A 25,025-nucleotide genomic window follows, 5' to 3' on the forward strand; every position below is an offset into this window, starting at 1 on the left:
AAATTTTACCAATTGATAAAAAATTTGTTTGTGGCAAGCTGGTCTCAATAACAAACATATCTACAGGGAGTAGAGTGATGGCACAGGGCCAGATGGCACCCGGCATCGTCGCCGGGCGGCTTTCCAGCGATGAGCTGACCTCGAATTTCACCGATCTGCATCCGCCTCTGGCGCCGCACGAGGCTGCCGTGGCCGCCGATCGGTGTTATTTCTGCTATGACGCGCCGTGCGTGACGGCCTGTCCAACCGATATCGATATTCCGCTGTTCATCCGGCAGATTCAGGCCGGGCAACCGGAATCAGCGGCAAAGACGATCTTCGATCAGAACATCCTGGGCGGCATGTGCGCCCGTGTGTGCCCGACCGAAACGCTGTGCGAGGAAGCCTGCGTGCGCGAAACGGCCGAGGGCAAGCCGGTCGAGATCGGGCGCTTGCAGCGGTATGCGACCGATACGCTGATGCAGGCCGGTGTGCATCCGTTCAAACGTGCGGCCCCCACCGGCAAGACCGTTGCCGTGATCGGGGCAGGGCCCGCGGGGCTGGCCTGTGCGCATCGGCTGGCGATGCTGGGCCATGACGTCGTGATCTTTGAGGCAAAGCCCAAGCCGGGCGGGCTGAACGAATACGGGATTGCGGCCTACAAGGCGACCAATGACTTTGCCCAGGCCGAGGTGGACTGGCTGCTGAAGATCGGCGGCATCAGCATCCGAACCGGCGAGGCGCTGGGCCAGACGGTCACTCTGGACAGCCTGCGCAACGACTATGACGCGGTGTTCCTGTCGATCGGTCTGGCCGGTGTGAACGCGCTGCGGGCCCAGGGCGAAGACCTGCCGGGCGTGCGCGACGCGGTCGATTTCATCGCCGAGGTCCGCCAGGCCGCTGATTTGGCTCAGGTTCCGGTGGGTCGGAACGTAGTGGTGATCGGCGGCGGGATGACGGCGGTCGATGCCGCGGTCAAGTGCAAACTGCTGGGCGCCGAGAACGTGACCATCGCCTATCGGCGCGGGCGCGCGGCAATGAGCGCCAGTAAATACGAACAGGATCTGGCGGCCTCGAAGGGGGTGCGCATCCTATGCAATGTCCAGCCCGTCGCCATCCATGGCAACGGGGCAGCGGCCGAGATCGAATTGGAGTATACTGCCACCGTGGACGGCAAGCTGACCGGCACGGGCGATACCATCCGTCTGGCCGCCGATCAGGTGTTGAAGGCCATCGGCCAGACGCTGAACGGCGCGCCCGAGGGGCTGGTGCTCGACGGCAACAAGATCGCTGTCGATGCGGCTGGACGCACCTCGGTTCCGGGGGTCTGGGCCGGCGGAGACTGTGCTGCGGGTGGCGAGGATCTGACCGTGACCGCCGTGGCCGAGGGCCGCGATGCCGCGATGGACATTCACGCCAGCCTGAGTGCCTGAGCGAGGCGTCGGCGCGTGAATTTGTGTGACAAGACGAAGATGCATCTTCGCATCAGGGAGGCCGGATAAATGGCTGATTTGAAAACGAACTTTCTGGGCATCGAAAGCCCCAACCCCTATTGGCTGGCCTCGGCGCCGCCGACCGACAAGGAATACAACGTCCGCCGTGCCTTCGAGGCCGGATGGGGTGGCGTCGTGTGGAAAACGCTGGGCGCGGAAGGCCCGCCGGTGGTCAACGTGAACGGCCCCCGGTACGGGGCGATCTACGGGGCCGACCGGCGTCTGCTGGGCCTCAACAACATCGAACTGATCACCGACCGGCCGCTCGAGGTGAACCTCGAGGAGATGGCCCGCGTCAAGGCGGATTACCCGGATCGCGCACTGATCGCCTCGATCATGGTGCCGTGCGAGGAGGAGGCCTGGAAAGCCATCCTGCCGCGCGTCGCTGAAACCGGCGCCGACGGGATCGAACTGAACTTCGGCTGCCCGCACGGGATGAGCGAGCGCGGTATGGGCTCGGCCGTGGGGCAAGTGCCCGAATACATCGAAATGGTCACCCGCTGGTGCAAGAAATACTATGACCGCCCGGTGATCGTGAAGCTGACGCCCAACATCACCGACATTCGCAAGCCGGCGGCTGCGGCCAAGAATGGCGGGGCCGATGCGGTGTCGCTGATCAACACGATAAACTCGATCACCAGTGTCAATCTGGACACGTTCAGCCCCGAGCCCTCGATCGACGGCAAGGGCAGTCATGGCGGCTATTGCGGCCCTGCGGTCAAGCCCATCGCCCTGTCGATGGTCTCCGAGATCGCCCGCGCCGAGGCGACCCATGGCCTGCCGATCTCGGGCATCGGCGGGGTGACCACATGGCGCGACGCGGCCGAGTTCATGGCGTTGGGCTGCGGCACGGTCCAGGTATGCACGGCGGCGATGACCTATGGGTTCAAGATCATCGATGAACTGACGGCGGGACTGTCACAGTGGATGGACGAAAAGGGATACTCCAACGTATCGGAGATCGTCGGGCGCGCCGTCCCGAATGTGACCGACTGGCAATATCTGAACCTGAACTACCTTGCCAAGGCCAAGATCGATCAGGATCAGTGCATCAAGTGCGGCCGCTGCTACGCGGCCTGCGAGGACACCAGCCATCAGGCTATCTCCATGTCGCCCGACCGAGTGTTCGAGGTGATCGACGAGGAATGCGTTGCCTGCAACCTGTGCGTGGATGTCTGCCCGGTCGAGGGCTGCATTTCGATGGTGCCGATGGCGGCGGGCGAGGTCGATCCGCGCACCGGAAAGGTGGTTCAGCCGGACTATGCCAACTGGACAACCCACCCGAACAACCCGATGGCCAAAGCCGCCGAGTGATCGGCGTCAGATCACCAAAAGGGGCCGCGCTGCGGCCCTTTTTTCATGGGGTCAGCAGTTTTCGGTACAGGGTGTCGATGAAGGGCGCAGCCCCTTCGAACGGGTCTTCGTCGCCCAGGATCGCCCGTACCTGAACATCGAAATCCGCATAATGCTGGGTCAACGCCCAGATCGAAAAGATCAGGTGATGCGGGTGCAGGCGAGCGATTTTGCCCTGATCCATCCAATGCATCAGAACGGCCGCCTTCTGATCGACCAGCGCCTTCAGATCGTTCGACAGGGCGTCATGGATGCGAGGCGCGCCCTGCACCAGCTCGTTCGCGAACAGGCGGCTTTCGCGCGGCAACTCGCGGCTCATCTGCAGCTTGCGCTTGATGTACGAGAGGATCTCCTCCATCGGCTCGCCGTGTTCATCAAGGTCGTGCAGCGGCGCCAGCCAGGTGTCCAGAAGGCCGGACAGAAGCGCGGTGTGGATCGCCTCTTTTGACGGGAAATAATACAAAAGATTTGGCTTGCTCAGCCCGGCCTCGGCCGCGATCTGATCGACGGTCGCCCCGCGAAAGCCATGGGCCGAAAACACGTTCAGCGCAGCCTCTAGAATCGCGGCGCGGTTCTTTTTCTGAATTCGGGTCGGGGCGCGGTCTTTGGGCATGTATTCAGGGCGTCTCTTTTTCGAACAAGCAGGTGTTGAATATGCCGATTTTTGCATCGGCGCGATGCAATTTCTTGACTGATGTTGAACCCGTGATAGCGTGAGTTTGACCAGATGGTCAAATCAAGACACCAAAAGCGAGCTAAATCGCAAGCAACAGGGAAGACGAACATGGCAGCTCCGGCGCAGAATCTCAGGATTAATGGCGACAGGTTGTGGGACAGCCTGATGGAGATGGCCAAGATCGGTCCGGGCGTTGCCGGCGGCAACAACCGCCAGACCCTGACCGACGAAGATGCCGAAGGCCGCGCGCTGTTCCAGAAATGGTGCGAAGAAGCCGGGTGTACCATGGGCCTCGACCAGATGGGCAACATGTTCGCCATGCGCCCCGGCACGGACCCCGATGCGCTGCCGGTCTATGTAGGCTCGCACCTGGATACGCAGCCGACGGGCGGCAAGTATGACGGGGTGCTGGGGGTTCTGGGTGCGCTCGAGATCATCCGAACCCTGAACGATCTGGGCATCAAGACGAAACACCCGATCGTGGCCACCAACTGGACCAACGAAGAGGGCACCCGGTTCGCCCCCGCCATGCTGGCGTCGGGCGTGTTCGCGGGGATGCACACGCAGGATTGGGCCTATGACCGCGAGGATGCCGAAGGCAAGAAGTTCGGCGACGAGTTGCAGCGCATCGGCTGGCGCGGCGACGAAGAGGTCGGGGCCCGTAAGATGCATGCCTTCTTTGAACTGCATATCGAACAGGGCCCGATCCTCGAGGCAGAAGGCAAGGATATCGGCGTCGTCACCCATGGGCAGGGCCTCAGCTGGACCCAGGTGACCGTGACCGGCAAGGACGCGCATACCGGATCAACCCCGATGCCGATGCGCAAGAATGCCGGGCTGGCGATGGCGCGCATTCTCGAAAAGGTGGACGAGATCGCATGGTCGCATGCGCCTCATGCCGTGGGGGCTGCCGGGCATATCGACGTCTATCCGAACTCGCGTAACGTGATCCCGGGCAAGGTGGTGTTCACGGTCGATTTCCGCTCTCCCGAGTTGGACGTCATCAAGGATATGGAGAACCGTCTGCGTGTCGCCGCCGAGGACATCGTGGATGAGATGGGTCTGCAGGTCGAGTTCGAGAAGGTCGGCGGGTTTGACCCGGTGAAATTCGACGAGACCTGCGTCGCCGCCGTACGCAACGCGGCTGAGCGGCTGGGCTATTCGCACACCAACATCATTTCGGGCGCGGGGCACGATGCCTGCTGGATCAACCGCGTGGCGCCGACCGCGATGGTGATGTGCCCCTGCGTGGATGGCCTAAGCCACAACGAGGCAGAGGAAATCAGCAAGGAATGGGCAACCGCCGGGTCCGACGTCCTTTTCCACGCGGTCGTCGAAACCGCCGAGATCGTGGAGTAGCCTGGGCCGCGCGCCCCCAACCCGCAGGAAAACCAAGAGAGGCGCAACAGACGCGCTCGCAGGGAGTTGAACATGACCACAGTCATCAAGAACGGAACCGTCGTCACCGCGGACCTGACTTACAAGGCCGACGTCAAGATCGAAGGCGGCGTGATCACCGAGATCGGGCCGGATCTGAAGGGGGACGAGCAACTGGACGCGACCGGCTGTTACGTCATGCCCGGCGGGATTGACCCGCACACGCATCTGGAAATGCCGTTCATGGGGACCTATTCCAGCGATGATTTCGAAAGCGGCACCCGCGCGGCGCTGGCCGGCGGCACGACCATGGTGGTGGATTTCGCACTGCCGAACCCGGGCGAAAGCCTGCTGGATGCGCTCAAACGTTGGGACAACAAATCGACCCGCGCCAATTGCGACTATTCCTTCCACATGGCCGTGACATGGTGGGGCGAGCAGGTGTTCGATGACATGAAGACCGTCATCGAACAGCGCGGCATCAACACGTTCAAGCATTTCATGGCCTACAAAGGCGCCCTGATGGTCAATGACGACGAGCTGTTCGCCTCGTTCAAGCGGCTGGCCGAGCTGGGCGGGATCGCGATGGTCCATGCCGAGAACGGCGACGTGGTGGCCGAGTTGCAGGCCAAGCTGCTGGCCGAAGGCAATACCGGCCCCGAGGCCCATGCCTATTCGCGCCCGCCGCAGGTTGAGGGCGAGGCCACCAACCGCGCCATCATGATCGCCGACATGGCCGGGGTGCCGCTCTATGTGGTGCACACCTCGTGCGAAGAGGCGCATGAGGCCATCCGCCGTGCCCGGATGCAGGGCAAGCGCGTCTGGGGCGAGCCGCTGATCCAGCACCTGACGCTGGACGACAGCGAATATGCACATCCCGATTGGGACCACGCCGCGCGCCGGGTGATGAGCCCGCCGTTCCGCAACAAACAGCACCAGGACAGCCTGTGGGCGGGGTTGCAGTCGGGCTCGCTGAGCGTGGTGGCTACCGATCACTGCGCCTTCACAACCGAGCAGAAGCGGTTTGGCGTGGGCGATTTCACCAAGATCCCGAACGGAACGGGCGGCCTTGAGGATCGGATGCCGATGCTATGGACCCACGGCGTGGCGACCGGGCGGCTGACGCCGAACGAATTTGTGGCCGTGACTTCAACAAATATCGCCAAAATATTGAATTGCTATCCGAAAAAAGGTGCCGTACTGGTGGGTGCAGATGCCGATCTGGTGGTGTGGGACCCGGACAAGACCAAGACCATCAGCGCGGCGACGCAGCAGTCGGCGATCGACTACAACGTGTTCGAGGGGCACGAGGTCAAGGGCTTGCCGCGCTTTACCCTAACCCGTGGACAGGTGGCGGTGCATGATGGCGAGATCCGAACGCAGGAAGGCCAAGGCAAATTCGTCGCGCGCGAGGCCAACACCACCGTGAACAAGGCGCTGAGCACCTGGAAAGAACTGACCGCCCCGCGCCCGATAGAGCGGTCGGGCATCCCGGCGACGGGGGTGTGATGCTCGAAGGTTGCCGACCGGGCAAAAAAGCCAAAACTTCAAGGCAGTAGGATGACATCTGAAAGCAATACCCGGCCCGTGATCGAGGCAAAGAACCTCGACCTGACCTTCCAAACCAATGACGGACCCGTGCACGCCCTCAAGGACGTGAACCTGGCCATCGACAAGGGCGAATTCGTCAGTTTCATCGGCCCTTCGGGCTGCGGCAAGACGACCTTTCTGCGCTGTGTCGCTGCACTGGAAACGCCTACGGGCGGCACACTGACCGTCAACGGCATGAGCCCGGACGAAGCCCGCCGGAACCGCGCCTATGGCTATGTGTTCCAGGCGGCGGGCCTGTACCCGTGGCGGACCATTGCCAAGAACATCAAACTGCCGCTCGAGATCATGGGATACTCGGAGCAGGAGCAGGAAGAACGTGTAAAGAGCGTTCTGGAACTTGTTGATCTTGCAGGGTTTGGTGGCAAGTTCCCCTGGCAGCTGTCGGGTGGGATGCAGCAACGGGCCAGCATCGCCCGGGCGCTGGCCTTCGACGCCGATATCCTGTTGATGGACGAGCCTTTCGGCGCGCTGGACGAGATCGTGCGCGATCACCTGAACGAACAGCTTTTGGCGCTGTGGGCGCGCACCGGCAAGACGATCGGCTTCGTCACCCACTCGATCCCCGAGGCGGTGTATCTGAGCACCAAGATCGTGGTCATGAGCCCGCGCCCCGGGCGGATCACCGATGTGATTGACAGCCCTCTGCCCAAGGAGCGGCCGCTGGACATCCGCGACACGCCCGAATTCATCGAGGTCGCGCACCGCGTGCGCGAAGGGCTGCGCGCCGGGCACGGGGACGATGTGTGATGGGCGGGGATGACATCAGACGCGCGACCGAGGCGGATGTGCCGGCCTGCGCAGCGGTGGTCTCCTCTTGGGTCCGCCAGACCGAGTGGATGACAGATGAACTGCCCCAACCGGAATTGGAGGCGCTGATCGCGCAGGCCTTCCCGGACCGTGAAATGTGGGGCGTCGGTGAACCCGTCGATTGCTACATGTCGGTCGATCCTGAGGCGCAGAAGGTCGGGGCGCTGTATTGCCTGCGGACCGGGCAGGGCATCGGCAAGCGCCTGCTGGACCGGGCAAAACAGGGACGCAGCTTTCTGTGGCTGACGGCCCATCAACCGAATGCCGCAGCACAACGGTTCTATCGCCGCGAGGGTTTTGTCGAGACCGGGACCGAGGCCGCAACGCCGCCCGAGACCGTCCCCGTGGTGCGGATGGAGTGGCACGCATGAAGCAGCTTGTCGCCGTTCTGACCGTTCTGCTGGCCATCGTCGTCATCTGGTACGCGGCCTGCATTCCGATGAACATCAAAGGCGTTCTGACCGAACAGGAACGGGCCGGGGCCGAAGTGGTTCCGCCCTCGGCCAAAGACCGCCGCGACATGGGGGAAATCGGCCTGGCGCTGCGCAACAACTTTGCCATTCCGGCGACCTGGGCGCAGGATCGGCCGCGTCTGCCCGCGCCGCATCAGGTCGCGATCGAGCTGTGGGAGACCACGGTTCAGAAGAAGATCACCTCGAAACGGTCATTGGTCTATCACGGCTGGGTGACGCTCAGCGCGACGATCTTGGGCTTTGCCATCGGCACGGGGCTGGGCATCCTGCTGGCAGTGGGGATCGTGCACAGCCGGGTGATGGACCTGTCGGTCATGCCCTGGGCCATCGTCAGCCAGACCATCCCCATTATCGCGCTGGCGCCGATGATCATCGTGGTGCTGTATTCGATCGGCATTCAGGGGATCATACCCAAGGCGGTGATCTCGGCCTATCTGAGCTTTTTCCCGGTGGTCGTCGGCATGGTGAAGGGCCTGCGCAGCCCTGACGCGATGCAGTTGGACCTGCTGCGCACCTACAATGCAAGCAACGGGCAGGCGTTCTGGAAACTGCGCCTGCCGGCCTCGATGCCCTATCTGTTCGCCTCGCTCAAGATCGGGATCGCTGCGTCGCTGGTGGGGGCCATCGTCGGCGAACTGCCGACCGGCGCCGTGGCGGGGCTGGGCGCGCGTCTGCTGGCCGGCAGCTATTACGGCCAGACGGTGCAGATCTGGTCGGCGCTGTTTGCCGCAGCCATTCTGGCGGCCTGTCTGGTGGGCCTGTTGGGACTGATCGAGCGGGCGGTGTTGAAACGCATGGGGATGGCGCAATGATGATGGTCGGTTTTGCAATCATTTTGTGGCTCGCCGGTTGGTGGCTGAACACCCGCTTGGCCAGCGGACCCTATGCCGACACGCGAGCGGTGCGCATTCTTGCGCCGCTGATCTTCGGCCTGACCGTCATCGGGATGTGGGAATTGCTGGTGCGCGGGCTCGAGGTGCCTCTGGTCATCCTGCCCGCGCCTTCGGTGATCTGGGAGCGGTTCTGGGACAGCCTGCCGATCTTGTGGGCCGATTTCGTGCAGACCATCATCAAGGGCGCGCTCAGCGGCTATGTCATCGGATGCGGCGCCGCCTTCCTGATGGCGATCGCCGTGGACCGGTGGGACTTCCTGCGCCTGGGCTTGCTGCCGGTGGGCAATTTCGTGGCCGCGCTGCCGATCGTGGGCACCGCGCCGATTCTCGTGATGTGGTTCGGGTTCGACTGGCATTCGAAGGCGGCCGTTGTGGTGGTGATGGTCTTTTTCCCGATGCTGGTAAACACGGTCGCCGGCCTGCGCGAGGCCACCGCCATGCAGCGCGACCTGATGGAGACCTATGCCGCAACCTATTGGCAAAGCTTTCTCAAGCTGCGCCTGCCCGCGGCCATGCCGTTCATTTTCAACGGGTTGAAAATTTCCACCACGCTGGCCCTGATCGGCGCTATCGTGGCAGAGTTCTTCGGCTCGCCCACTTTGGGCATGGGGTTCCGGATCTCGACCAGTGTCGGGCAATTGTCGCTGGACATGGTCTGGGCGGAAATCGTGGTCGCGGCGCTGGCCGGGACCGCCTTCTACGGTCTGGTCGCCATGATCGAGAAATTGGTGACCTTCTGGCACCCGTCACAACGCAGTTAAGCGGAACAACAATTCAACAGACCCCGAAAACGGGGCAGCACTAGCAACTAGGAGAAGATGAAGATGAACAAGCTACTGACCGGGGCCATAGCCGCCCTAGGATTCGCCGCAAGTTCGGCCTTTGCCGCAGACGAGGTGACGCTTCAATTGAAATGGGTCACCCAGGCCCAGTTCGCGGGCTACTACGTCGCCAAGGACAAGGGCTTTTACGAAGAAGAGGGGCTGGACGTCACCATCCTGCCCGGCGGTCCCGACATCGCGCCCACGCAAGTGATCGCGGGCGGTGGCGCTGACGTCACCGTGGAATGGATGCCCGCCGCGCTGGCCGCGCGGGAAAAGGGCCTGCCGCTGGTCAACATCGCGCAGCCCTTCAAAAGCTCTGGCATGATGCTGACCTGCTGGAAGGACGCGGGCATTTCCTCGCCCGAGGACCTTAAGAACCGCACGCTGGGCGTCTGGTTTTTCGGCAATGAATTCCCGTTCATGAGCTGGATGAGCCAGCTAGGTATCGACACCAGCGGCAAGAGCGAGAACGGTGTCGAGGTTTTGAAGCAGGGCTTCAACGTCGACCCTCTGCTGCAACGCCAGGCCGATTGCATCAGCACCATGACCTACAATGAATACTGGCAGGTCATCGACGCCGGCGTCAGCCCCGACGAGCTGGTAACTTTCAAGTATGAAGACCAGGGCGTAGCCACGCTGGAAGATGGCTTGTACGTGCTTGAAGACAACCTCAGCGACCCGGCCTTCGTCGACAAGATGGAACGCTTCGTGCGCGCTTCGATGAAAGGCTGGAAATACGCCGAGGAGAACCCAGACGAGGCCGCCGAAATCGTGCTGGAAAACGACGCGACAGGTGCCCAGACCGAAGAGCACCAGAAGCGCATGATGGGGGAGATCGCCAAGCTGACCGCAGGCTCGAACGGTGCGCTGGACCCGGCCGATTTCGAGCGCACGGTGAGCACCTTGCTGGCCGGCGGCTCGGACCCGGTGATCACCAAAAAGCCCGAAGGCGCCTGGACCCACCAGATAACGGATGCGGCTTTGAACTGATCCACCGAATGCTCAGGATGAAAACGCGGCCCTCGATTGGGCCGCGTTTGTCGTTGTGAATGTCGGATTTCTGTGGGGCCGAAGCGCAAATTGCGCTAGTATTATCCTGTAATTCCCCGAGTTTCCTACGAAACTCAGACTAGGTTGGAGAAAGTGCAAGATTTTGCATCAGAATTCAGCCACGCGGCGCAGCTTGTCCTGACAGGAGACCCCGACCTGTGGGCGATCGTGGTCTTGTCTCTGCAGGTCTCGGTGTGTGCGGTGCTGATTTCGGCCGTGATCGGGATGCCGGTCGGGGCCGCTCTGGCCGTGGCGCGGTTTCCCGGGCGGCGGGCGCTGATCATCCTGATGAACGCATTGATGGGGTTCCCGCCCGTCGTCGTCGGCCTTCTGGTCTATCTGATGCTCTCTCGGTCCGGCCCGCTGGGCGTGCTCGAGCTTTTGTACACGCCGACCGCCATGATCATTGCCCAGACCGTGCTGGTCACGCCGATCATCGCGGCGCTGACGCGGCAGGTTGTGGAATTGCTGGCCGAGGAATATTCGGAACAGCTACGGTCGCTGGGGGTGTCACGGCTGGCCTCGGTACCGGTGCTGCTGTGGGATGCGCGGCTGGCCCTGGTTACCGCCCTTCTAGCCGGGTTCGGCCGGGCCATCGCCGAGGTCGGCGCGGTGATCATCGTCGGCGGCAACATCAATCACGTGACACGGGTGATGACAACGACGATCGCGCTCGAGACCTCGAAGGGCAACCTGGCCCTGGCGCTGGCGCTTGGTGCGATCCTGATCGGGATTGCAGTGGCCGTGAATGCCATGGTCAGCGCCCTGACCCTGCGGGCCGAGCAGGAGGGGCTGCGCCATGCGTGACCTAATGCCAGACACGCCGAACCGGCTGGAAATTTCGGGCCTTGCCATCGAACGCAAGGGGCGGGTCCTGCTGGATGTTCCCCAGCTGTCGCTGGACGGGCCCGGGCCGACGCTGATCCTGGGGCCGAACGGTGCCGGCAAAAGCCTGCTTTTGCGCTGTCTGCATGGGCTGATCCGTGCCGACAGGGGCCGGGTCCTGCAGGATGGTCTGGACCTGAACGCCGATCACAAGGCCCGGCAGGCCATGGTGTTCCAGCAGCCGGTGCTGCTGCGCCGGTCGGTTGCGGCCAATCTAGACTTCGTTCTGAAACGCAAGCGGCTGGGCCGTGCTGCGCGCAAGGGGCGGATTGCTAACCTGCTGGCCGAAGGTGGGCTGGACAGCAAGGCCCGGCAATCGGCGCGGTCTCTGTCGGGCGGCGAGGCGCAGCGTCTGGCTATCCTGCGCGCGCTGGCGCTGGACCCCGAGACGCTGTTTCTGGACGAGCCCACTAGCGCGCTGGACCCCACCGCCACGCAGGCGATCGAGGCGATGATCCTGCGCGCTTCGGCGCGCGGGGTGCGGATAGTGATGGTCACGCATGACGTCGGGCAGGCCCGGCGTCTGGCGGCGGACATCGTGATGATGCAAGGCGGGCGCGTCGTCGAACACGGCACCGCCAGACAGGTGCTTGAGGCGCCGGAATGCCAAGCCTCGCGCCAGTATCTGGCAGGCTGGTTGGTCACATAACAAAAATCGGAGGCAATCCATGTTTCGCGCAGTACTCACAAGCGCCCTGGTCCTGTTCGGACTTGTCGCCAACCCGGCGACGGCCGAGGAGGCGTTCATCATTGTGCAGTCAACGACCTCGACGCAGAACTCGGGCCTGCTGGACTTCATTCTTCCGGGCTTCGAGGCCGAAACCGGAATCGAGGTGCGCGTAGTGGCCGTGGGAACGGGGCAGGCGATCCGCAATGCCAAGAACGGCGACGGCGACGTTTTGCTGGTTCATGCCAAACCAGCCGAGGAGGCGTTCGTGGCCGAGGGCTGGGGCATCGAGCGCCGCGACGTGATGTACAACGATTTCGTCATCGTCGGGCCCAAGTCCGACCCGGCGCACATCAAGGGAATGACCGATGCCGCCGTTGCCCTGACCGCCATCGCGAATGCCGGGGCGACCTTCGCCTCGCGCGCGGATGACAGCGGCACCCATCAGGCCGAGATGCGCCTGTGGCAAGCCTCCGGCCTCGACCCGACCGCTGACTCGGGCACTTGGTACCGCGAGACCGGCTCGGGCATGGGCGCCACGCTGAATCTGGCGGCGGGGATGGGGGCCTATGCGCTGACCGACCGGGCGACATGGCTGGCCTTCGGCAACAAGGGCGATCTTGCGGTTCTGGTCGAGGGCGATCCGGGCCTGTTCAATCAATATGGCGTGATCCTCATGAACCCGGAAAAACACCCCGGCGTTCGCGCCGCCGCGGGCCAGAGGTTCATCGACTGGCTCACCGGACCGGATGGTCAGGCGGCCATTGCGTCCTATCGGTTGGAGGGCGAACAGCTGTTCTTTCCCAACGCCAGGTGACCGGCCCTCAGCCGCTGGCGCCGTTGTGGCGGATCGCGCCCAAGTCGGTCAGGTCATAGCCGCCCATCTCGGCCGCGCGGGCGGCAAACCCGTCCGAGTGCAGAAAGGACAGCAGCTTCTGCAAGGGCGGTTCGAAATACGCCCTACGCCAGATCGCCAGATCCAGACGTTCGGAGTGGGTCGGCACGAAGCCCAGCCCATAAAGACTGGCCAGAGCCCCCAGCCCGAACCCGGCCTCGGCCTTGCCGTCGTGTAGGGCGATGGCCAGTTCCTCTTCGGTGCGGGCGCAATTGGGCAAGGTGTCCAGGTCGTCGCGGCTCAGGTCGTGTTCGGCCAAGTGTCGGTCGAACAGATGTTGGCTGGCGGCGCTGTCCTGCCGCAGCAGAACGCGGCGGCCCTTCAGGTCGACAAACTCGCCGATGCCTTGCGTTCCGGGCGACAACAGCAGGCCGCGCTGGCGATGGGCGATCTGGACCAGAACCACGGGCGCTTCGCCCAGCGTGTCGCGCAGCGCGCCGGTGTTGAACCCGCCAGGCTCGTGAATATGCAGAACCGCGGCCTGCGCCTTGCGGTCGGCCAGCCGCCGCAGCCCGTCAAACGATCCGTCGTAGTAGGTAGCCAGCCCCGAGCCGCTTTCGCGCAGCGCCCAGTCCAGCAGCGGATCGTGGCTGCCGGCCACGATCGGGGGCAGGGGCGGTTCAGCCGTCTGCGGGCCCGAGCGCGACGCATTCAGCCAAGCCAGCACCTCGGCCCGTGGAAACAGCAGCTTGCCCATAGCCCGCACGCAGGGCACCTCGCCCGATGCGGCCAGATCATAGGCCTTGCGCTCGCCGATTCGCAGCAGGTCGGCCAACTCGCGCGTGGTCAGGAAGTCGGGCATTCACTCCAGCCGCACGGCCGCGCCGCGTTCGGCCGAGGACAGGCCCATCTGGGTCAGCAAGAATGGGGCGGCGACCGTCACGACGGCCATCGTGGCAACAGCGGCAAGAAAGGCTTTCATCTGGTCCTCCTGGTTAGTCCGCGGGCGCCGTGGCGCCGCGCAGGAATTCGATCAGGTCGGCGCGGTCCTGCGCCTGCGCAATCCTCTGCATCGGCATTTTCGACCCCGGAATGTAGTGGTCCGGTCCCTGATCGAAAAGAGCGTTTATCGTCTGTTCAGTCCAAATGATATCAGACCCTTGCAGCGTTTCCGAGTAGGTGTACCCGGGCAGTGTCCCGGCCCGCCGCCCGAACACGCCATGCAGGGTCGGCCCGGCCCGGCGCTGATCGTCCGGCGTCAAGCTGTGGCAGATCGAGCATTTCCGGGCGAACTGCCGTTCTCCGTTTTGCATGTCGTCGGGGTCCTTCAGGAAACTCGGCTCTTGGCCGACCATTCGTTCCTGCGACCCCAGCGCGGCCACCGGCCAGCTATACATGGCCTGATCCAGCCCGCCTGCGTGCAGGTTTTCACCATCGGGCGAAAAGGCCAGTGCCCAGACCGGGCCGCGCAGCGTTGCGCGGAAATCCTGCGCGATCCGCCAATCTTGCGTGTCAATGACCATGATGTAGCCCTCGCCGTCGCCCACCGCCAGCAGCGACCGATCCGGGCTGAGGGCGAGCGCAAGGATCGGGCGACGGTCCAGCGTGAAATCGCGCTCGGCCCCGGTGGTAAGGTCAAGAATGCGGGTCACGCCATCGACCGCGCCATAGGCGATCCAACCGTCTTGCGCGTTCAGGACCAATTCGTTGATGCCGAAACCATGCTCGACCAGCCGCGCGGTTTCGGTTCCTGTCGTGACGTCCCAGACCCGCAGGCTGCCGTCGACCCCAGCGGAGAACAGCGTCCGCCCGTCCGGCGCGAAGGCCACCGCATTGACTCCGCTGCCCGTTGGGCCCAGCGACTTGGCCGCACCGCCCTCGGTTGGCCAAAGACCGATGGTCCCGTCCCAACTGGCAGTCGCCACGAGGGTCTTTGAGGCAGCGAGTCCGACGACCTTGCCCTTGTGCTGACCTACGACCTGTCCACCGGGCCAACGGCGCAGGGTAAAGTCGTCGCCGGCCGAATAGATCGCGGTGCCGTTGAAAACCACTGCGTTCACGGCAGCCTCGTGACCCTCGAGCCAGTCCGGCTGCTGTCCGGACCACAGGCCCACGGAATTGTCGAAACTGGCGGTGGCAATGCGCCCGTCCGGGGCCGTGGCGATGTCCATGATCGGTCCGCCATGGCCCTTGAGCGTGTAGAAATCCGCCGCCAGCGGCAGCGGCAGCAGGGCCAGCGCCAGAGCCAGCCCGCGCATCTATTCGGCAGGCGAGGCCGCGCCGTCGCTGGCCTCCTGTGCCTTTACCTCTTCCAGCCACAGCGAATGGTGCTCGCGCGCCCATTGCTCTTCGACCTCGCCGGTACCCATGGCGTCAAACGCGCCTTCCATGCCGACCGAGCCGAGGTAGATATGCGCCAGTATGATGGCGATGAAGGCATAGGCGACCATGACGTGCCAGACCTGGGCATATTGCATTTCTTCCTGCGGAGACATTTGCGTGGGCAGGTCCAGTCCCAGCAGCTGCGGCAACCCGGTCGCGTTGGCGATTGAAAACGTCTTAGCGAACATCGGCAGTTCGAACGGGAACAGCAGCGACAGGCCCGACAGGCTGATCGAGACGCCCATCAGGATGCACAGCCAGAAAATGATCTTTTGACCGGCGTTGAACTTCTTGGCCGGGGGGTGGCTGCCTTTGGTGAACAATCCGCCGCCGGCCGCCAGCCATTTCAGGTCGGTCCGGTTGGGGATGTTGTGGGCGATCCAGTTCACGGTGATGATGATCAATCCCAGCATGAAGGCCCAGGCCAGATTGTTGTGCAGCCACTTGCAGCCTTGCGCGATGGTGGCGAACCCTTCTTTGCCGAACAGCGGGATCAGGAAATCGCGGCCGTACAGCGACAGCAGGCCGGTTAATCCAAGGATCAGGAACGAGCCGGCAAACAGCCAGTGCCCGAACCTTTCAAATCCTGAAAACCGGGTGACCGTGCGGCCCGTTTTCTCACCATCGATGCGGATGCGGCCGCGGATCAGGAAAAACAACAGCAGAACGACCAGCATCCCGCTCAGAATATAGGTTCCGTACTCGCGCAGCGGACCGGTGCGGAAAGTCCACCACCACATGCCGCCGTCCTGGATCAGCACGCCGGCAGCAGGCCCCTTGGTCGACACGGTGACATCGGCCGAGCCATAGCGGATGGCGCGATACACATCGCTGTCCGAGGCGACGCCGCGCGTGCCCAACTGACCCAACAGCCCTTCGGCATTGCCTTGCCCGGTATTCTGCGCGCGATAGCTGTTGTCGACCTTCTCGCCGCGTTGCCGGGCCAGAATATCCTCGAGTGTCGTGGCGCCACCGGTCTGCGCGCGCGGGGCAGCGGCTGGTTCGTCTGTGCCGGTCGTGTCTTGTGCAAGCGCGCCGTGCGCGATCCCAAGTGTCAACGTCAAAGCCAGAAAAATGCGCAGCATCGGAACCTCGGTATTAATCCATAATCGGGTGACCCACCGGGGCGGGTCACCCGTGTTGTCAGGCTGAGGTCTCAGCCGTCCTTCTGGTCGTAGGCCGTGCCCCAACCCCAAGCGCCCGAGCCGAACCCGCGCGCCACGACGCGTTCGCGGTAGATGGCCGAGACCACGTCGCCGTCACCGGCGAGCAGGGCCTTGGTCGAACACATCTCGGCGCAGATGGGCAGTTTGCCCTCGGCGATCCGGTTGCGGCCGTATTTGGCGAACTCTGCGGTCGAGTGCGTTTCCTCGGGGCCGCCGGCGCAGAAGGTACATTTGTCCATCTTGCCGCGCGATCCGAAGTTGCCCGCCTGCGGGTATTGCGGCGCGCCGAACGGGCACGCATAGAAGCAATAGCCGCAGCCGATGCACAGGTCCTTGGAATGCAGGACGACGCCTTCTTCGTTCTGATAGAAGCAGTCGACCGGGCACACCGCCATGCAAGGCGCATCCGAACAATGCATACAGGCGACCGAGATCGAACGCTCACCCGGTTTGCCGTCATTGATCGTCACCACCCGGCGGCGGTTGATGCCCCACGGGACCTCGTGTTCGTTCTTGCACGCGGTCACGCAAGCGTTGCACTCGATGCAGCGTTCAGCGTCGCAGAGAAACTTTGCTCTAGCCATTATCGTCCTCCTTACGCTGCCCAGATCTTGCAGAGAGTCGCTTTGGTCTCCTGCATCTGGGTCACTGAATCATAGCCATAGGTCTGGGCGGTGTTCGTGCTTTCACCCAGTACGTACGGGTCGGCGCCTTTCGGGTATTTCTCCCTCAGGTCCGCGCCCTGGAAATGGCCGCCAAAGTGGAAGGGCATGAAGGCCACGCCGGCACCGACCCTTTCGGTCAGCATCGCCATCACCTTGACCTTGCCGCCCTCGGGACCTTCGACCCAGACCTGCGATCCGTCGCGAATGCCAAGGTTGTTGGCGTCACGTGGATTGATCTCGACGAACATGTCCTGCTGCAGTTCAGCCAGCCACGGGTTCGACCGTGTCTCGTCGCCGCCACCTTCATATTCGACCAGACGACCTGACGTCAGGATTATCGGGTAATCCTTTGAAAAGTCGTTCTTCTGGATCGAAGCATACAAGGTCGGCAAGCGATAGTCGTGCCGATCCTCGTAGGTGGGATAGTCGGCCACCAGATCGCGCCGCGGCGTGTACAGAGGCTCGCGGTGCAGCGGGATCGGATCCGGGAAGGTCCAGACCACTGTACGGGCCTTGGCGTTGCCGAAGGGCGCACAGCCATGCTTGATGGCCACCCGCTGGATGCCGCCCGACAGGTCGGTCTTCCAGTTGGTCTTGGGCCCGGCCACGGCGTCGATGGCCGCGCGTTCCTCGGCCGTCAGGTCGCCATCCCAGCCCAGATCCATCAGCATCTGCATGGTAAATTCAGGGTAACCGTCCTGAATCTCGGAACCGACGCTGTAGACCCCTTCGGCCAGCAGGTTCTGCCCGTCACGCTCGACGCCGAAACGTGCGCGGAAGGTCAGGCCGCCCTCGGCCACCGGTTTGGACATGTCATAGAGGTTTGGCGTCCCCGGATGCCCCATCTCGGCGGTGCCCCAGCAGGGCCAAGGCAGGCCGTAGTATTCGCCGTCATTCGGACCGCCCACGGCCTGCAGCGTCGTTCTGTCGAACGTGTGCTGGTTGGCCATATGGCTTTTGATCCGCTCTGGCGACTGACCGGTATAGCCGATCGTCCACAGCCCCGCGTTGAACTCGCGCGTGATGCTTTCCACATTCGGGGTTTCGGGGTCCTCCATCTCGATATTGCGGAAGAGCCGGTCGGCCCAGCCGAACTTGTTGGCGAACTTGGCCATGATGACCTCGTCCGGCAGGCTTTCGAACAGCGGATCGACCACCTTGTCGCGCCACTGCAACGACCGGTTCGACGCCGTGACCGAGCCACGGGTTTCGAACTGCGTGCAGGCCGGCAGCAGATAGACGCCATCGGTCCGGTCATGCAGGACGGCGGAAACGGTGGGATACGGGTCGATCACGACCAGCATGTCCAGCTTTTCCATCGCCGTCTTCATTTCGACCATCCGGGTCTGCGAGTTGGGCGCGTGGCCCCACAGAACCATGGCGCGGACATTGTTTGGCTGATCCATGTTTTCGGGATCTTCCAGAACACCGTCGATCCAACGCGACACCGGGATGCCACGCTCGTTCATCAGCGGCTTGTCCTTGCCGTCCTTGTCCTTGATCGTGTCGAATTGTCCTTTCAGCCAGTCCAGATCCTCGCCCCAGACACGCGCCCAGTGACCCCATGCGCCTGCAGACAGGCCGTAATAGCCGGGCAGGGTGTGGGACAGGACGCCAAGGTCGGTTGCGCCCTGCACGTTGTCATGGCCGCGGAAGATGTTGGTGCCGCCGCCAGAGGTGCCCATGTTGCCCAACGCCAGCTGCAGCACGCAATAGGCGCGCGTGTTGTTGTTGCCGTTGGTGTGCTGGGTTCCGCCCATGCACCAGATCACGGTGCCAGGACGGTTGTTGGCCAGCGTCCGCGCCACGCGCTTGAGCTGCGATCCCGGCACGCCGGTGACGCGCTCGGTCTCTTCGGGGGTCCAGTTGGCGACCTCTTCGCGGATCTGGTCCATGCCCCAGACACGGGTGCGGATGAACTCTTTGTCTTCCCAGCCGTTGTCGAAGATGTGCCACAAGATGCCCCAGATCAGCGCCACGTCGGTGCCGGGGCGGAAGCGGACATATTCGTCGGCATGGGCCGCGGTGCGCGTGAAGCGCGGGTCACAGACGATCAGCGGGGCGTTGTTCTGCTCTTTCGCGCGCAGGACGTGCAGCAGCGAGACGGGGTGCGCCTCGGCAGGGTTGCCGCCGATGATGAAGATCGCCTTGGAATTGTGGATGTCGTTGTAGCTGTTGGTCATGGCGCCGTAGCCCCATGTATTCGCAACACCCGCAACGGTGGTCGAGTGGCAAATCCGCGCCTGGTGGTCCACGTTGTTGGTGCCCCAGTAGGCCGCGAACTTGCGGAACAGATAGGCCTGTTCGTTGTTGTGCTTGGCCGAGCCCAGCCAGTAGACGCTGTCAGGCCCCGACTCCTCGCGGATCTTTATCATGCCGTCGCCGATCTCGTTGATCGCCTCTTCCCAGCTGATGCGCTTCCACTCGCCACCCTCTTTCTTCATCGGGTATTTCAGGCGGCGTTCGCCGTGGGCGTGTTCCCGGACCGAAGCCCCCTTGGCACAGTGAGCACCGAGGTTAAACGGGCTGTCCCAACCGGGTTCCTGCCCGATCCACACGCCGTTCTGCACCTCGGCAACCACGGTACAGCCGACCGAGCAATGCGTGCAGACGGATTTGATGTTCTCGACAGCCGTATTGGCTGCGGTCTGGGCGCTGGCGGGCGACACGGTTCCACCCGTGGCGCTGATCGCGGCCAGGCCGCCGATCGTCAGGCCCGAGCCACGCAGGAACGCGCGGCGATCGACGCTCTTTTCGCCGATTTGGGACAGGATACTTGTCCGCTGGGGGCGTCTCGCAACCCCGTTGGTCTTTTTCCTAAGCATTTCTTTCCTCCCTTGCTGGCCATGCTGATCATGGCTGGCTTGGTGTTTCGAAATCGACGTCAGGGCCAATCGCAACCGTCAGCCGAGTGTGACCACGTCCGGACCTGCGCCGGGCGTCGCCGAGGCGGCCTAGAAGCGCGCGCTGTCGAAATAGGCGCGGGTATGCGCCGTGTCCTGAATGCGGGTCTCGTCCGAGGGTTGCTCGGCCGCTTCGACCTCGGTTCCCAGGCTGGTCGCTGCAACGGCTGCCGGGGCCGCGGTGCCCGCCAGTTTCAGGAAGTCGCGGCGGCTGGCGCCGCTCTCCTTGGTCTTGCTCATGGGATCCTCCTTTCCCATTTGCGGTTCAGCGCCCGCCGGGGCGCCAGCGAATGACGGCCGCCTAATGCGTCGTCATGCGGAAGGCCTCGCGTTCGATCTCCATGAAAACCCGGCCGGCTGTGCCGACCGAGGCATAGAGAACCGAATGCTCGGCTGCTTCCAGGTCCGAGAAAAAGTGCTCGGCCCAGGGACCGATATGCTTGTTCCAGAACGTCTTTTGATCTTCCAACGCGGCCGGGCCGCCGAAACGGCCGACGATCATGCCGCCCATCATCTCCATCAGCGAGGCGATGTTGTCTTCGGGTTCGAACACGTTTGCCGCCCGGGTGATGCCCCGCGCAGCCATGTCGTTGCGCAACTGCGCAAGCGGTTTCTCGTTCAGGAAACCGGTCAGGTAGAAGCTGGCATAGGGCAGCAGTTCTCCGCGCCCAAGCCCGATGAACAATGCGTTGAACTCGCGCTCGGCAGCTTCGGGCTTGGTCACTTTGGCCACGCGGGCCATGGCCTGAATGGCCTGGCCCAGATCGGTCTCGTCCCCCGACAGCGCCGCGATCTGGCTCAGCAGGGTCTGGTCGGGCGGTGTGGCTAGCAGCAGGCCCAGGAAGTTGTAGAAATCCGCGCGCAGACGGTCCTCGGGGGAAATCTCGAACGTCTGCGGGTCGCGAATGTTCATCGGGTCATCCTTCGAATTCGAATTTCATGCGCCGCGGGGCCGGGGTGCGCTCGTCCTCATCCGGTTGGATGGCGTCTGCCACTTCGACAAGGGGCGCGGGCTCGGCTTCAGGTTCGGGCGGTTCGGTTGCCGGCACGGCTTCGGCCTCGACCGGTTGTTCCTCGGCTTGCTTCTGCTCGGCCAGCGCCTCGATGTGGCGCAACATGCCTTTGCCCACCTGATAAGCCGTCTGCAGGTTTTCGACCACGCAGGCGGCGTCGGTGTAGTCCTCGCCGTAGTCGACCAACCCGTCCACATTCGCCAGCACCGGGTTCAACCTCCACAAGCGCCGCAACGCGCGGCGGCGCAGACGGTCCGGCACTGCCTTGGCCATGAAGCCTGAAACATCGTCGCCCGCCTGCAGCAAGTCGGGGTCGGGCAGGTCAAGCTCGGCCAAAATCTCGGCGTCGGTCTTTTCTTCCAGTTCGGCCTGCTGCGCGGCGATCTCCTGCGCGATCAGGGCCTCTTGTTCGGCATGCGCTTCGGCCTGCACGGCGGCCTTGCGGCGGGACCAGAAATCCTGTCGAGCGCTCATTGCACGGCCCTCCGCGGGGCGCGGTAGACATCCGAGGCCTGCCGGATGCGCGAATCGCCCTTGCCGTCTTCCACAAGATCCACCCGTTTCTTGTCGCGGCGGCGTTTGACGAACACCTCATCGCGGTGATGGGCCAGAGTGAAATCGCGCACCCAGGCAATCAGGCCTTCGGTCATCGGGATCTTTTCCACGATCTCTTCGCCGGTATCGGCATAGTCCTGCCCCTCGTAGGGCGAGGCGGTGATCAAAAACGCGTTCAGCGGACGATCGCCTTCGGCATCGTCGCGCAGGACAAGGTAAAGGGACGGCTGGCTGTCCGAGAGATTGGCCATATAGGCCTCGGTTTCATCGGACCAGAGTTTCAAGGGCAGGGTGGCGGCGTGGTATTCGACCGCGTCGCCCTCGCGGCGCAGTTCGACCCAGTCAGCGGGTGGGGCGCCAGGCAGCACCGCGACCGCGCGCCAATTCCACCGGGCCCAGCGCGTAACCCCCGGTGTCTTGCGCACGACGACGCCAACCGGCATTTCGATCTGTTTTGCGGCCTCGGCCACTTTGATCCTCCCCGGAAAAGCTCTCCCCTGCTTTCCCTATGGTTCACTATGGTACACAAATGGGCCACGTGCCAAGCCCGCAGCGGCCTGAAATGGTGGTGATTTGGAAAAAAAGTCGTCGCAAATGGGTCGCGGCGACGATCAGCCGGCGATGGCGGACGATACACAGTTTCTGACCGGAACCGGCCGCCACACGTTGCATGAGCGGCGTTTGGGTCTAAGGTTAGGGGCAAGGAAGAAATGCGGGGGGAACATGGTCACCAAACTGGTCTTGTGCGATTGCGCCGGAAGTCAGGCCCTGGACGGGCAGGGGATATCGGCTGCTTGCGGCGCTGAATGCAGCAAGGTCCATACGGCCCTGTGCACCACCGAACTGACCGCTGCGGCAAAGCTGATGCAGTCGGATGACCAGATCGTCATCGCCTGCGGGCAAGAGGCCCAAGTGTTTCAAGAACTGGCCGAGGAACTGGGCGTGGATCACCCTGGCTTTGTCGATCTGCGCGACCGGGCCGGCTGGTCCGAGCAGGGGCGCGCGGCGTTGCCCAAGATGGCCGCCCTGGCGGCCGAGGCTCTGTTGCAGCAGCCGATCACGCCCAGCGTGGATGTCATCAGCGAAGGCACCGCCTGCATAATCGGGCCGGGAGCGGTTGCGTTTGACCTGGCCCAGCGACTGTCGAACACGATGGCGGTGACGGTGGTCGTCACCGATGATGCGCAGCCTGACAGCCGGGCCTATGACGTGGTGCGCGCGCGGGTCCGATCGGTCTCGGGGGCGCTGGGCGGATTCACCCTGCGGTTGGATGCGCTGCAGCAGATTGATCCGGCCGGACGCGGCGCGTTTGCCTGGACCCCGCCGCGCGACGGTGCGGTGTCGGCCTGCGATGTGCTGATCGACCTGGCGGGGGGTACGCCTTTCGTGACGGCTCCCGACAAGCGCGAAGGTTACCTGCGCGCCGATCCGCGCGATGCTGTGGCGGTTGCCCGGTTGGCCTTTGACGCGGCGCAGCTGGTCGGGACCTTTGAAAAACCGCTGTATGTCCGGCTCGAAGAAACATTGTGCGCCCATTCGCGGGCCGGGCAGGTGGGCTGTTCCAACTGTCTGGACATCTGTCCCACCGGTGCCATCACCCCGGCCGGAGATCACGTCGCCATCGACCCGATGGTCTGCGCGGGCTGCGGTGAATGCGCGGCCTTGTGCCCCTCGACCGCGATCAGCTACGAGGATCCGCCGGTGGCGGCCCTGCTGGCGCGGATGCAGACCTTGGCGGCGGCCTACCGTCGGGCCGGAGGGCGTGCTCCGCGCCTGTTGGTGCATGATGCCCACGGGGCCGAGATGATCCGGCTGGCCGCGAGGTTCGGGCGCGGGCTGCCCGCCGATGTGATTCCGCTGGAACTGTGTGTGGTGTCCGGCTTTGGACATGCCGAGATGCTGGCTGCCTTGGCTCATGGCTTTGCCCGGGTCGACATCCTGCTGGCCCCGACGACCGAGCGGGATGCGTTGGAGCGCGAACTGCCGCTGGCGCTGGCCATCGCCGGAACCGACGTCGTTGGAGTGATCGATGAATCCGATCCCGATGCGCTGGCCGATCTGCTCTATGCGCAGGACGTGCCGCAGCCACTTGCCCAGCCGGTTCTGCCGCTGGGCAACCGGCGCCAGATTACGCGGTTGGCGGCGAAGGCGCTGCGCCCCGATGCGTCTCAGCCGCTTCCTCTGCCGGAACACGCACCCTATGGCGCGGTGGCGGTGGACACCGAGGCCTGCACCCTGTGCCTGAGTTGCGTGTCGCTGTGCCCGTCAGGCGCATTGATCGACAATCCCGACATGCCACAGCTTAACTTTCAGCAGGATGCCTGCCTGCAATGCGGGCTGTGCAAGACCATCTGTCCCGAAAGCGCGATCACCCTGGTGCCCGAACTGGACCTGAGCGACCGTGCGCTGTCGCCGCGTGTTCTGAACGAGGAAGAGCCCTTTGCCTGCATCGAATGCGGTGCTCTGTTCGGGGTGAAATCGACGGTCGAGCGGATCATGGAAAAGCTGGCCGGCAGCCACCCGATGTTCGCCTCGTCCGAGCAGGCGAAGATGATCCAGATGTGTGACGATTGCCGTGTGCAGGCGCAGTTTCACAGCGAGGATAACCCATTTGCCTCAAAGCCCAAGCCCAAGGTCGTCACCACCGATGACTACTTCAGCAAGCGCAAGGATCACTGAAGTTTGAGCGGTGCCCCCAGATCGGCCGCGCGGATGACCGAGACATAGGCGAGGATCGCCTCAAGCTCGTCTTGCGTCAGCCTCAGCGGGTGAATGGGCGAGGGGCGCTCGGGGTCGAAGGGCGCAGTGATCCCCTCGATCTGGGTAAAGGACGGATGCGGGTTCAGGGCGAAGAACGCCTGGAACCGGTTCGACCAATCCGGCATCGCGCGCAGCACCGCAAAGGACGGCGTGGAGCCCAACCCGTTCATCCGGTTCTGCGGGCCAATCACATGACAGCGCCCGCAATGGGTCAGCGACAGCTTTTCGCCCAGCAAGGCGTCGCCTTCGATGGCATCCGACTCGGGCGCAGCGACCGTTTCGAAACTGGCCGAGAACGGGCCGCCCTCGGCCGGTGCAAAGCTTTCGACGGTGCGCTTGCCCACGTCGGACAACAGCCAATCCTGAAAGCGGGCCTGCCGCGGGTCGTCCTGAATGCGCAGATGATAGATGTCGCCGCCGCGCTGAAACACCGGCTGCCCCGGTGGCCCGACCGCCAGAACCATCGCGCCCGCATCAACCGCGACAACGCGAATTCCGGTCTTGAGCGAGAAGCGCGGAAGAATATGTTTCAAAAGACCCGAGCGTGCGACATCCTCGGGCGCGGTCAAGCCAATCTCCTCCTGCGACCAAGAGGGGCTGGCGAAGAGCGTCAGGCTGAGGCACAAAAGAACAAAGCGCATGGCCCAGCCTAACGGCG

General features: G+C 63.6%; 24 protein-coding genes. 13 read left to right on the forward strand and 11 right to left on the reverse strand.

Annotation, left to right across the window (positions count from 1 at the left end):
* Positions 1 to 77 precede the first annotated feature (77 nt).
* Together AC2FMM_RS04440 and preA are read left to right on the forward strand one after the other, a co-directional pair.
* Positions 78 to 1,412, forward strand: a complete 1,335-nt coding sequence (locus AC2FMM_RS04440; RefSeq protein ID WP_496795892.1) for an NAD(P)-dependent oxidoreductase — start codon at positions 78 to 80, stop codon at positions 1,410 to 1,412.
* Positions 1,413 to 1,481: 69 nt separating this feature from the next.
* Positions 1,482 to 2,786 (forward strand): NAD-dependent dihydropyrimidine dehydrogenase subunit PreA, encoded by a 1,305-nt coding sequence (preA, locus tag AC2FMM_RS04445; RefSeq protein ID WP_496795893.1) that lies wholly within the window; start codon positions 1,482 to 1,484, stop codon positions 2,784 to 2,786.
* A 43-nt stretch (positions 2,787 to 2,829) separates the two neighbouring features.
* Here preA and AC2FMM_RS04450 read toward each other — a convergent pair whose 3' ends face one another.
* Positions 2,830 to 3,438: a TetR family transcriptional regulator C-terminal domain-containing protein gene (locus AC2FMM_RS04450; RefSeq protein ID WP_496795894.1), complete on the reverse strand. Its 609-nt coding sequence runs from the start codon at positions 3,436 to 3,438 to the stop codon at positions 2,830 to 2,832.
* Between the two features lie 171 nt (positions 3,439 to 3,609).
* Here AC2FMM_RS04450 and AC2FMM_RS04455 point away from each other — a divergent pair, with 171 nt between their 5' ends.
* From AC2FMM_RS04455 to AC2FMM_RS04500, 10 genes are all read left to right on the forward strand, one after another.
* Positions 3,610 to 4,860 carry a Zn-dependent hydrolase gene (locus AC2FMM_RS04455; RefSeq protein ID WP_496795895.1) on the forward strand — a complete coding sequence of 417 codons (1,251 nt, stop codon included), beginning with the start codon at positions 3,610 to 3,612 and terminating at the stop codon, positions 4,858 to 4,860.
* Positions 4,861 to 4,932: 72 nt separating this feature from the next.
* On the forward strand, positions 4,933 to 6,387 hold the full coding sequence (gene hydA, locus AC2FMM_RS04460; RefSeq protein WP_496679661.1) for a dihydropyrimidinase: 1,455 nt from the start codon (positions 4,933 to 4,935) through the stop codon (positions 6,385 to 6,387).
* Between the two features lie 51 nt (positions 6,388 to 6,438).
* Entirely contained in the window at positions 6,439 to 7,236 is a 798-nt protein-coding gene (locus tag AC2FMM_RS04465; protein ID WP_496795896.1) for an ABC transporter ATP-binding protein, read from the forward strand.
* Positions 7,236 to 7,667, forward strand: coding sequence for a GNAT family N-acetyltransferase (locus tag AC2FMM_RS04470; protein WP_496795897.1), 432 nt, complete (start codon positions 7,236 to 7,238; stop codon positions 7,665 to 7,667). The genes AC2FMM_RS04465 and AC2FMM_RS04470 overlap by 1 nt, the downstream gene beginning before the upstream one ends.
* Positions 7,664 to 8,581 (forward strand): ABC transporter permease, encoded by a 918-nt coding sequence (locus tag AC2FMM_RS04475; protein WP_496795898.1) that lies wholly within the window; start codon positions 7,664 to 7,666, stop codon positions 8,579 to 8,581. Before AC2FMM_RS04470 ends, AC2FMM_RS04475 begins: the two co-directional genes overlap by 4 nt.
* Positions 8,578 to 9,423, forward strand: coding sequence for an ABC transporter permease (locus AC2FMM_RS04480; protein ID WP_496795899.1), 846 nt, complete (start codon positions 8,578 to 8,580; stop codon positions 9,421 to 9,423). Before AC2FMM_RS04475 ends, AC2FMM_RS04480 begins: the two co-directional genes overlap by 4 nt.
* Positions 9,424 to 9,486: 63 nt before the next feature.
* Positions 9,487 to 10,476 (forward strand): ABC transporter substrate-binding protein, encoded by a 990-nt coding sequence (locus tag AC2FMM_RS04485; protein ID WP_496679669.1) that lies wholly within the window; start codon positions 9,487 to 9,489, stop codon positions 10,474 to 10,476.
* A 153-nt stretch (positions 10,477 to 10,629) separates the two neighbouring features.
* On the forward strand, positions 10,630 to 11,343 hold the full coding sequence (locus AC2FMM_RS04490) for an ABC transporter permease (protein ID WP_496687103.1): 714 nt from the start codon (positions 10,630 to 10,632) through the stop codon (positions 11,341 to 11,343).
* Positions 11,336 to 12,070, forward strand: a complete 735-nt coding sequence (locus tag AC2FMM_RS04495) for an ATP-binding cassette domain-containing protein (protein WP_496679672.1) — start codon at positions 11,336 to 11,338, stop codon at positions 12,068 to 12,070. The genes AC2FMM_RS04490 and AC2FMM_RS04495 overlap by 8 nt, the downstream gene beginning before the upstream one ends.
* Positions 12,071 to 12,089: 19 nt before the next feature.
* Positions 12,090 to 12,905: an ABC transporter substrate-binding protein gene (locus AC2FMM_RS04500; RefSeq protein WP_496795900.1), complete on the forward strand. Its 816-nt coding sequence runs from the start codon at positions 12,090 to 12,092 to the stop codon at positions 12,903 to 12,905.
* 7 nt (positions 12,906 to 12,912) lie between these two features.
* Here AC2FMM_RS04500 and AC2FMM_RS04505 read toward each other — a convergent pair whose 3' ends face one another.
* The 9 genes from AC2FMM_RS04505 to AC2FMM_RS04545 form a co-directional block, all read right to left on the reverse strand.
* Entirely contained in the window at positions 12,913 to 13,785 is an 873-nt protein-coding gene (locus tag AC2FMM_RS04505) for a substrate-binding domain-containing protein (protein WP_496795901.1), read from the reverse strand.
* A gap of 133 nt (positions 13,786 to 13,918) precedes the next feature.
* The gene (locus AC2FMM_RS04510) at positions 13,919 to 15,181 is read right to left on the reverse strand and encodes a c-type cytochrome (RefSeq protein ID WP_496710877.1); all 1,263 of its coding nucleotides are present in this window, start codon (positions 15,179 to 15,181) and stop codon (positions 13,919 to 13,921) included.
* Positions 15,182 to 16,390 (reverse strand): formate dehydrogenase subunit gamma, encoded by a 1,209-nt coding sequence (locus AC2FMM_RS04515; protein WP_496795902.1) that lies wholly within the window; start codon positions 16,388 to 16,390, stop codon positions 15,182 to 15,184. It abuts the gene before it with no gap.
* A gap of 71 nt (positions 16,391 to 16,461) precedes the next feature.
* The gene (gene fdh3B / locus AC2FMM_RS04520) at positions 16,462 to 17,055 is read right to left on the reverse strand and encodes a formate dehydrogenase FDH3 subunit beta (RefSeq protein WP_005983764.1); all 594 of its coding nucleotides are present in this window, start codon (positions 17,053 to 17,055) and stop codon (positions 16,462 to 16,464) included.
* A gap of 11 nt (positions 17,056 to 17,066) precedes the next feature.
* The gene (locus tag AC2FMM_RS04525) at positions 17,067 to 19,961 is read right to left on the reverse strand and encodes a formate dehydrogenase subunit alpha (protein WP_496795903.1); all 2,895 of its coding nucleotides are present in this window, start codon (positions 19,959 to 19,961) and stop codon (positions 17,067 to 17,069) included.
* A 129-nt stretch (positions 19,962 to 20,090) separates the two neighbouring features.
* The gene (locus tag AC2FMM_RS04530; protein WP_496795904.1) at positions 20,091 to 20,279 is read right to left on the reverse strand and encodes a twin-arginine translocation signal domain-containing protein; all 189 of its coding nucleotides are present in this window, start codon (positions 20,277 to 20,279) and stop codon (positions 20,091 to 20,093) included.
* A gap of 61 nt (positions 20,280 to 20,340) precedes the next feature.
* Positions 20,341 to 20,952, reverse strand: a complete 612-nt coding sequence (locus tag AC2FMM_RS04535) for a TorD/DmsD family molecular chaperone (protein WP_005983758.1) — start codon at positions 20,950 to 20,952, stop codon at positions 20,341 to 20,343.
* Positions 20,953 to 20,956: 4 nt separating this feature from the next.
* Positions 20,957 to 21,526, reverse strand: coding sequence for a DUF3306 domain-containing protein (locus AC2FMM_RS04540; RefSeq protein ID WP_496710874.1), 570 nt, complete (start codon positions 21,524 to 21,526; stop codon positions 20,957 to 20,959).
* Positions 21,523 to 22,077 (reverse strand): DUF3305 domain-containing protein, encoded by a 555-nt coding sequence (locus AC2FMM_RS04545; RefSeq protein WP_496795905.1) that lies wholly within the window; start codon positions 22,075 to 22,077, stop codon positions 21,523 to 21,525. The genes AC2FMM_RS04540 and AC2FMM_RS04545 overlap by 4 nt, the downstream gene beginning before the upstream one ends.
* Before the next feature lie 253 nt (positions 22,078 to 22,330).
* On the opposite strand from AC2FMM_RS04545, the gene AC2FMM_RS04550 reads away from it, so the two are divergent.
* The gene (locus AC2FMM_RS04550) at positions 22,331 to 24,286 is read left to right on the forward strand and encodes a 4Fe-4S binding protein (RefSeq protein ID WP_496795906.1); all 1,956 of its coding nucleotides are present in this window, start codon (positions 22,331 to 22,333) and stop codon (positions 24,284 to 24,286) included.
* Here AC2FMM_RS04550 and AC2FMM_RS04555 read toward each other — a convergent pair.
* Positions 24,280 to 25,008 (reverse strand): c-type cytochrome, encoded by a 729-nt coding sequence (locus tag AC2FMM_RS04555; protein WP_496741875.1) that lies wholly within the window; start codon positions 25,006 to 25,008, stop codon positions 24,280 to 24,282. The two genes, AC2FMM_RS04550 and AC2FMM_RS04555, sit on opposite strands and share 7 nt — an antisense overlap.
* Between the last annotated feature and the right edge of the window lie 17 nt (positions 25,009 to 25,025).

This window comes from Ruegeria sp. BHSC043, from assembly GCF_059612985.1.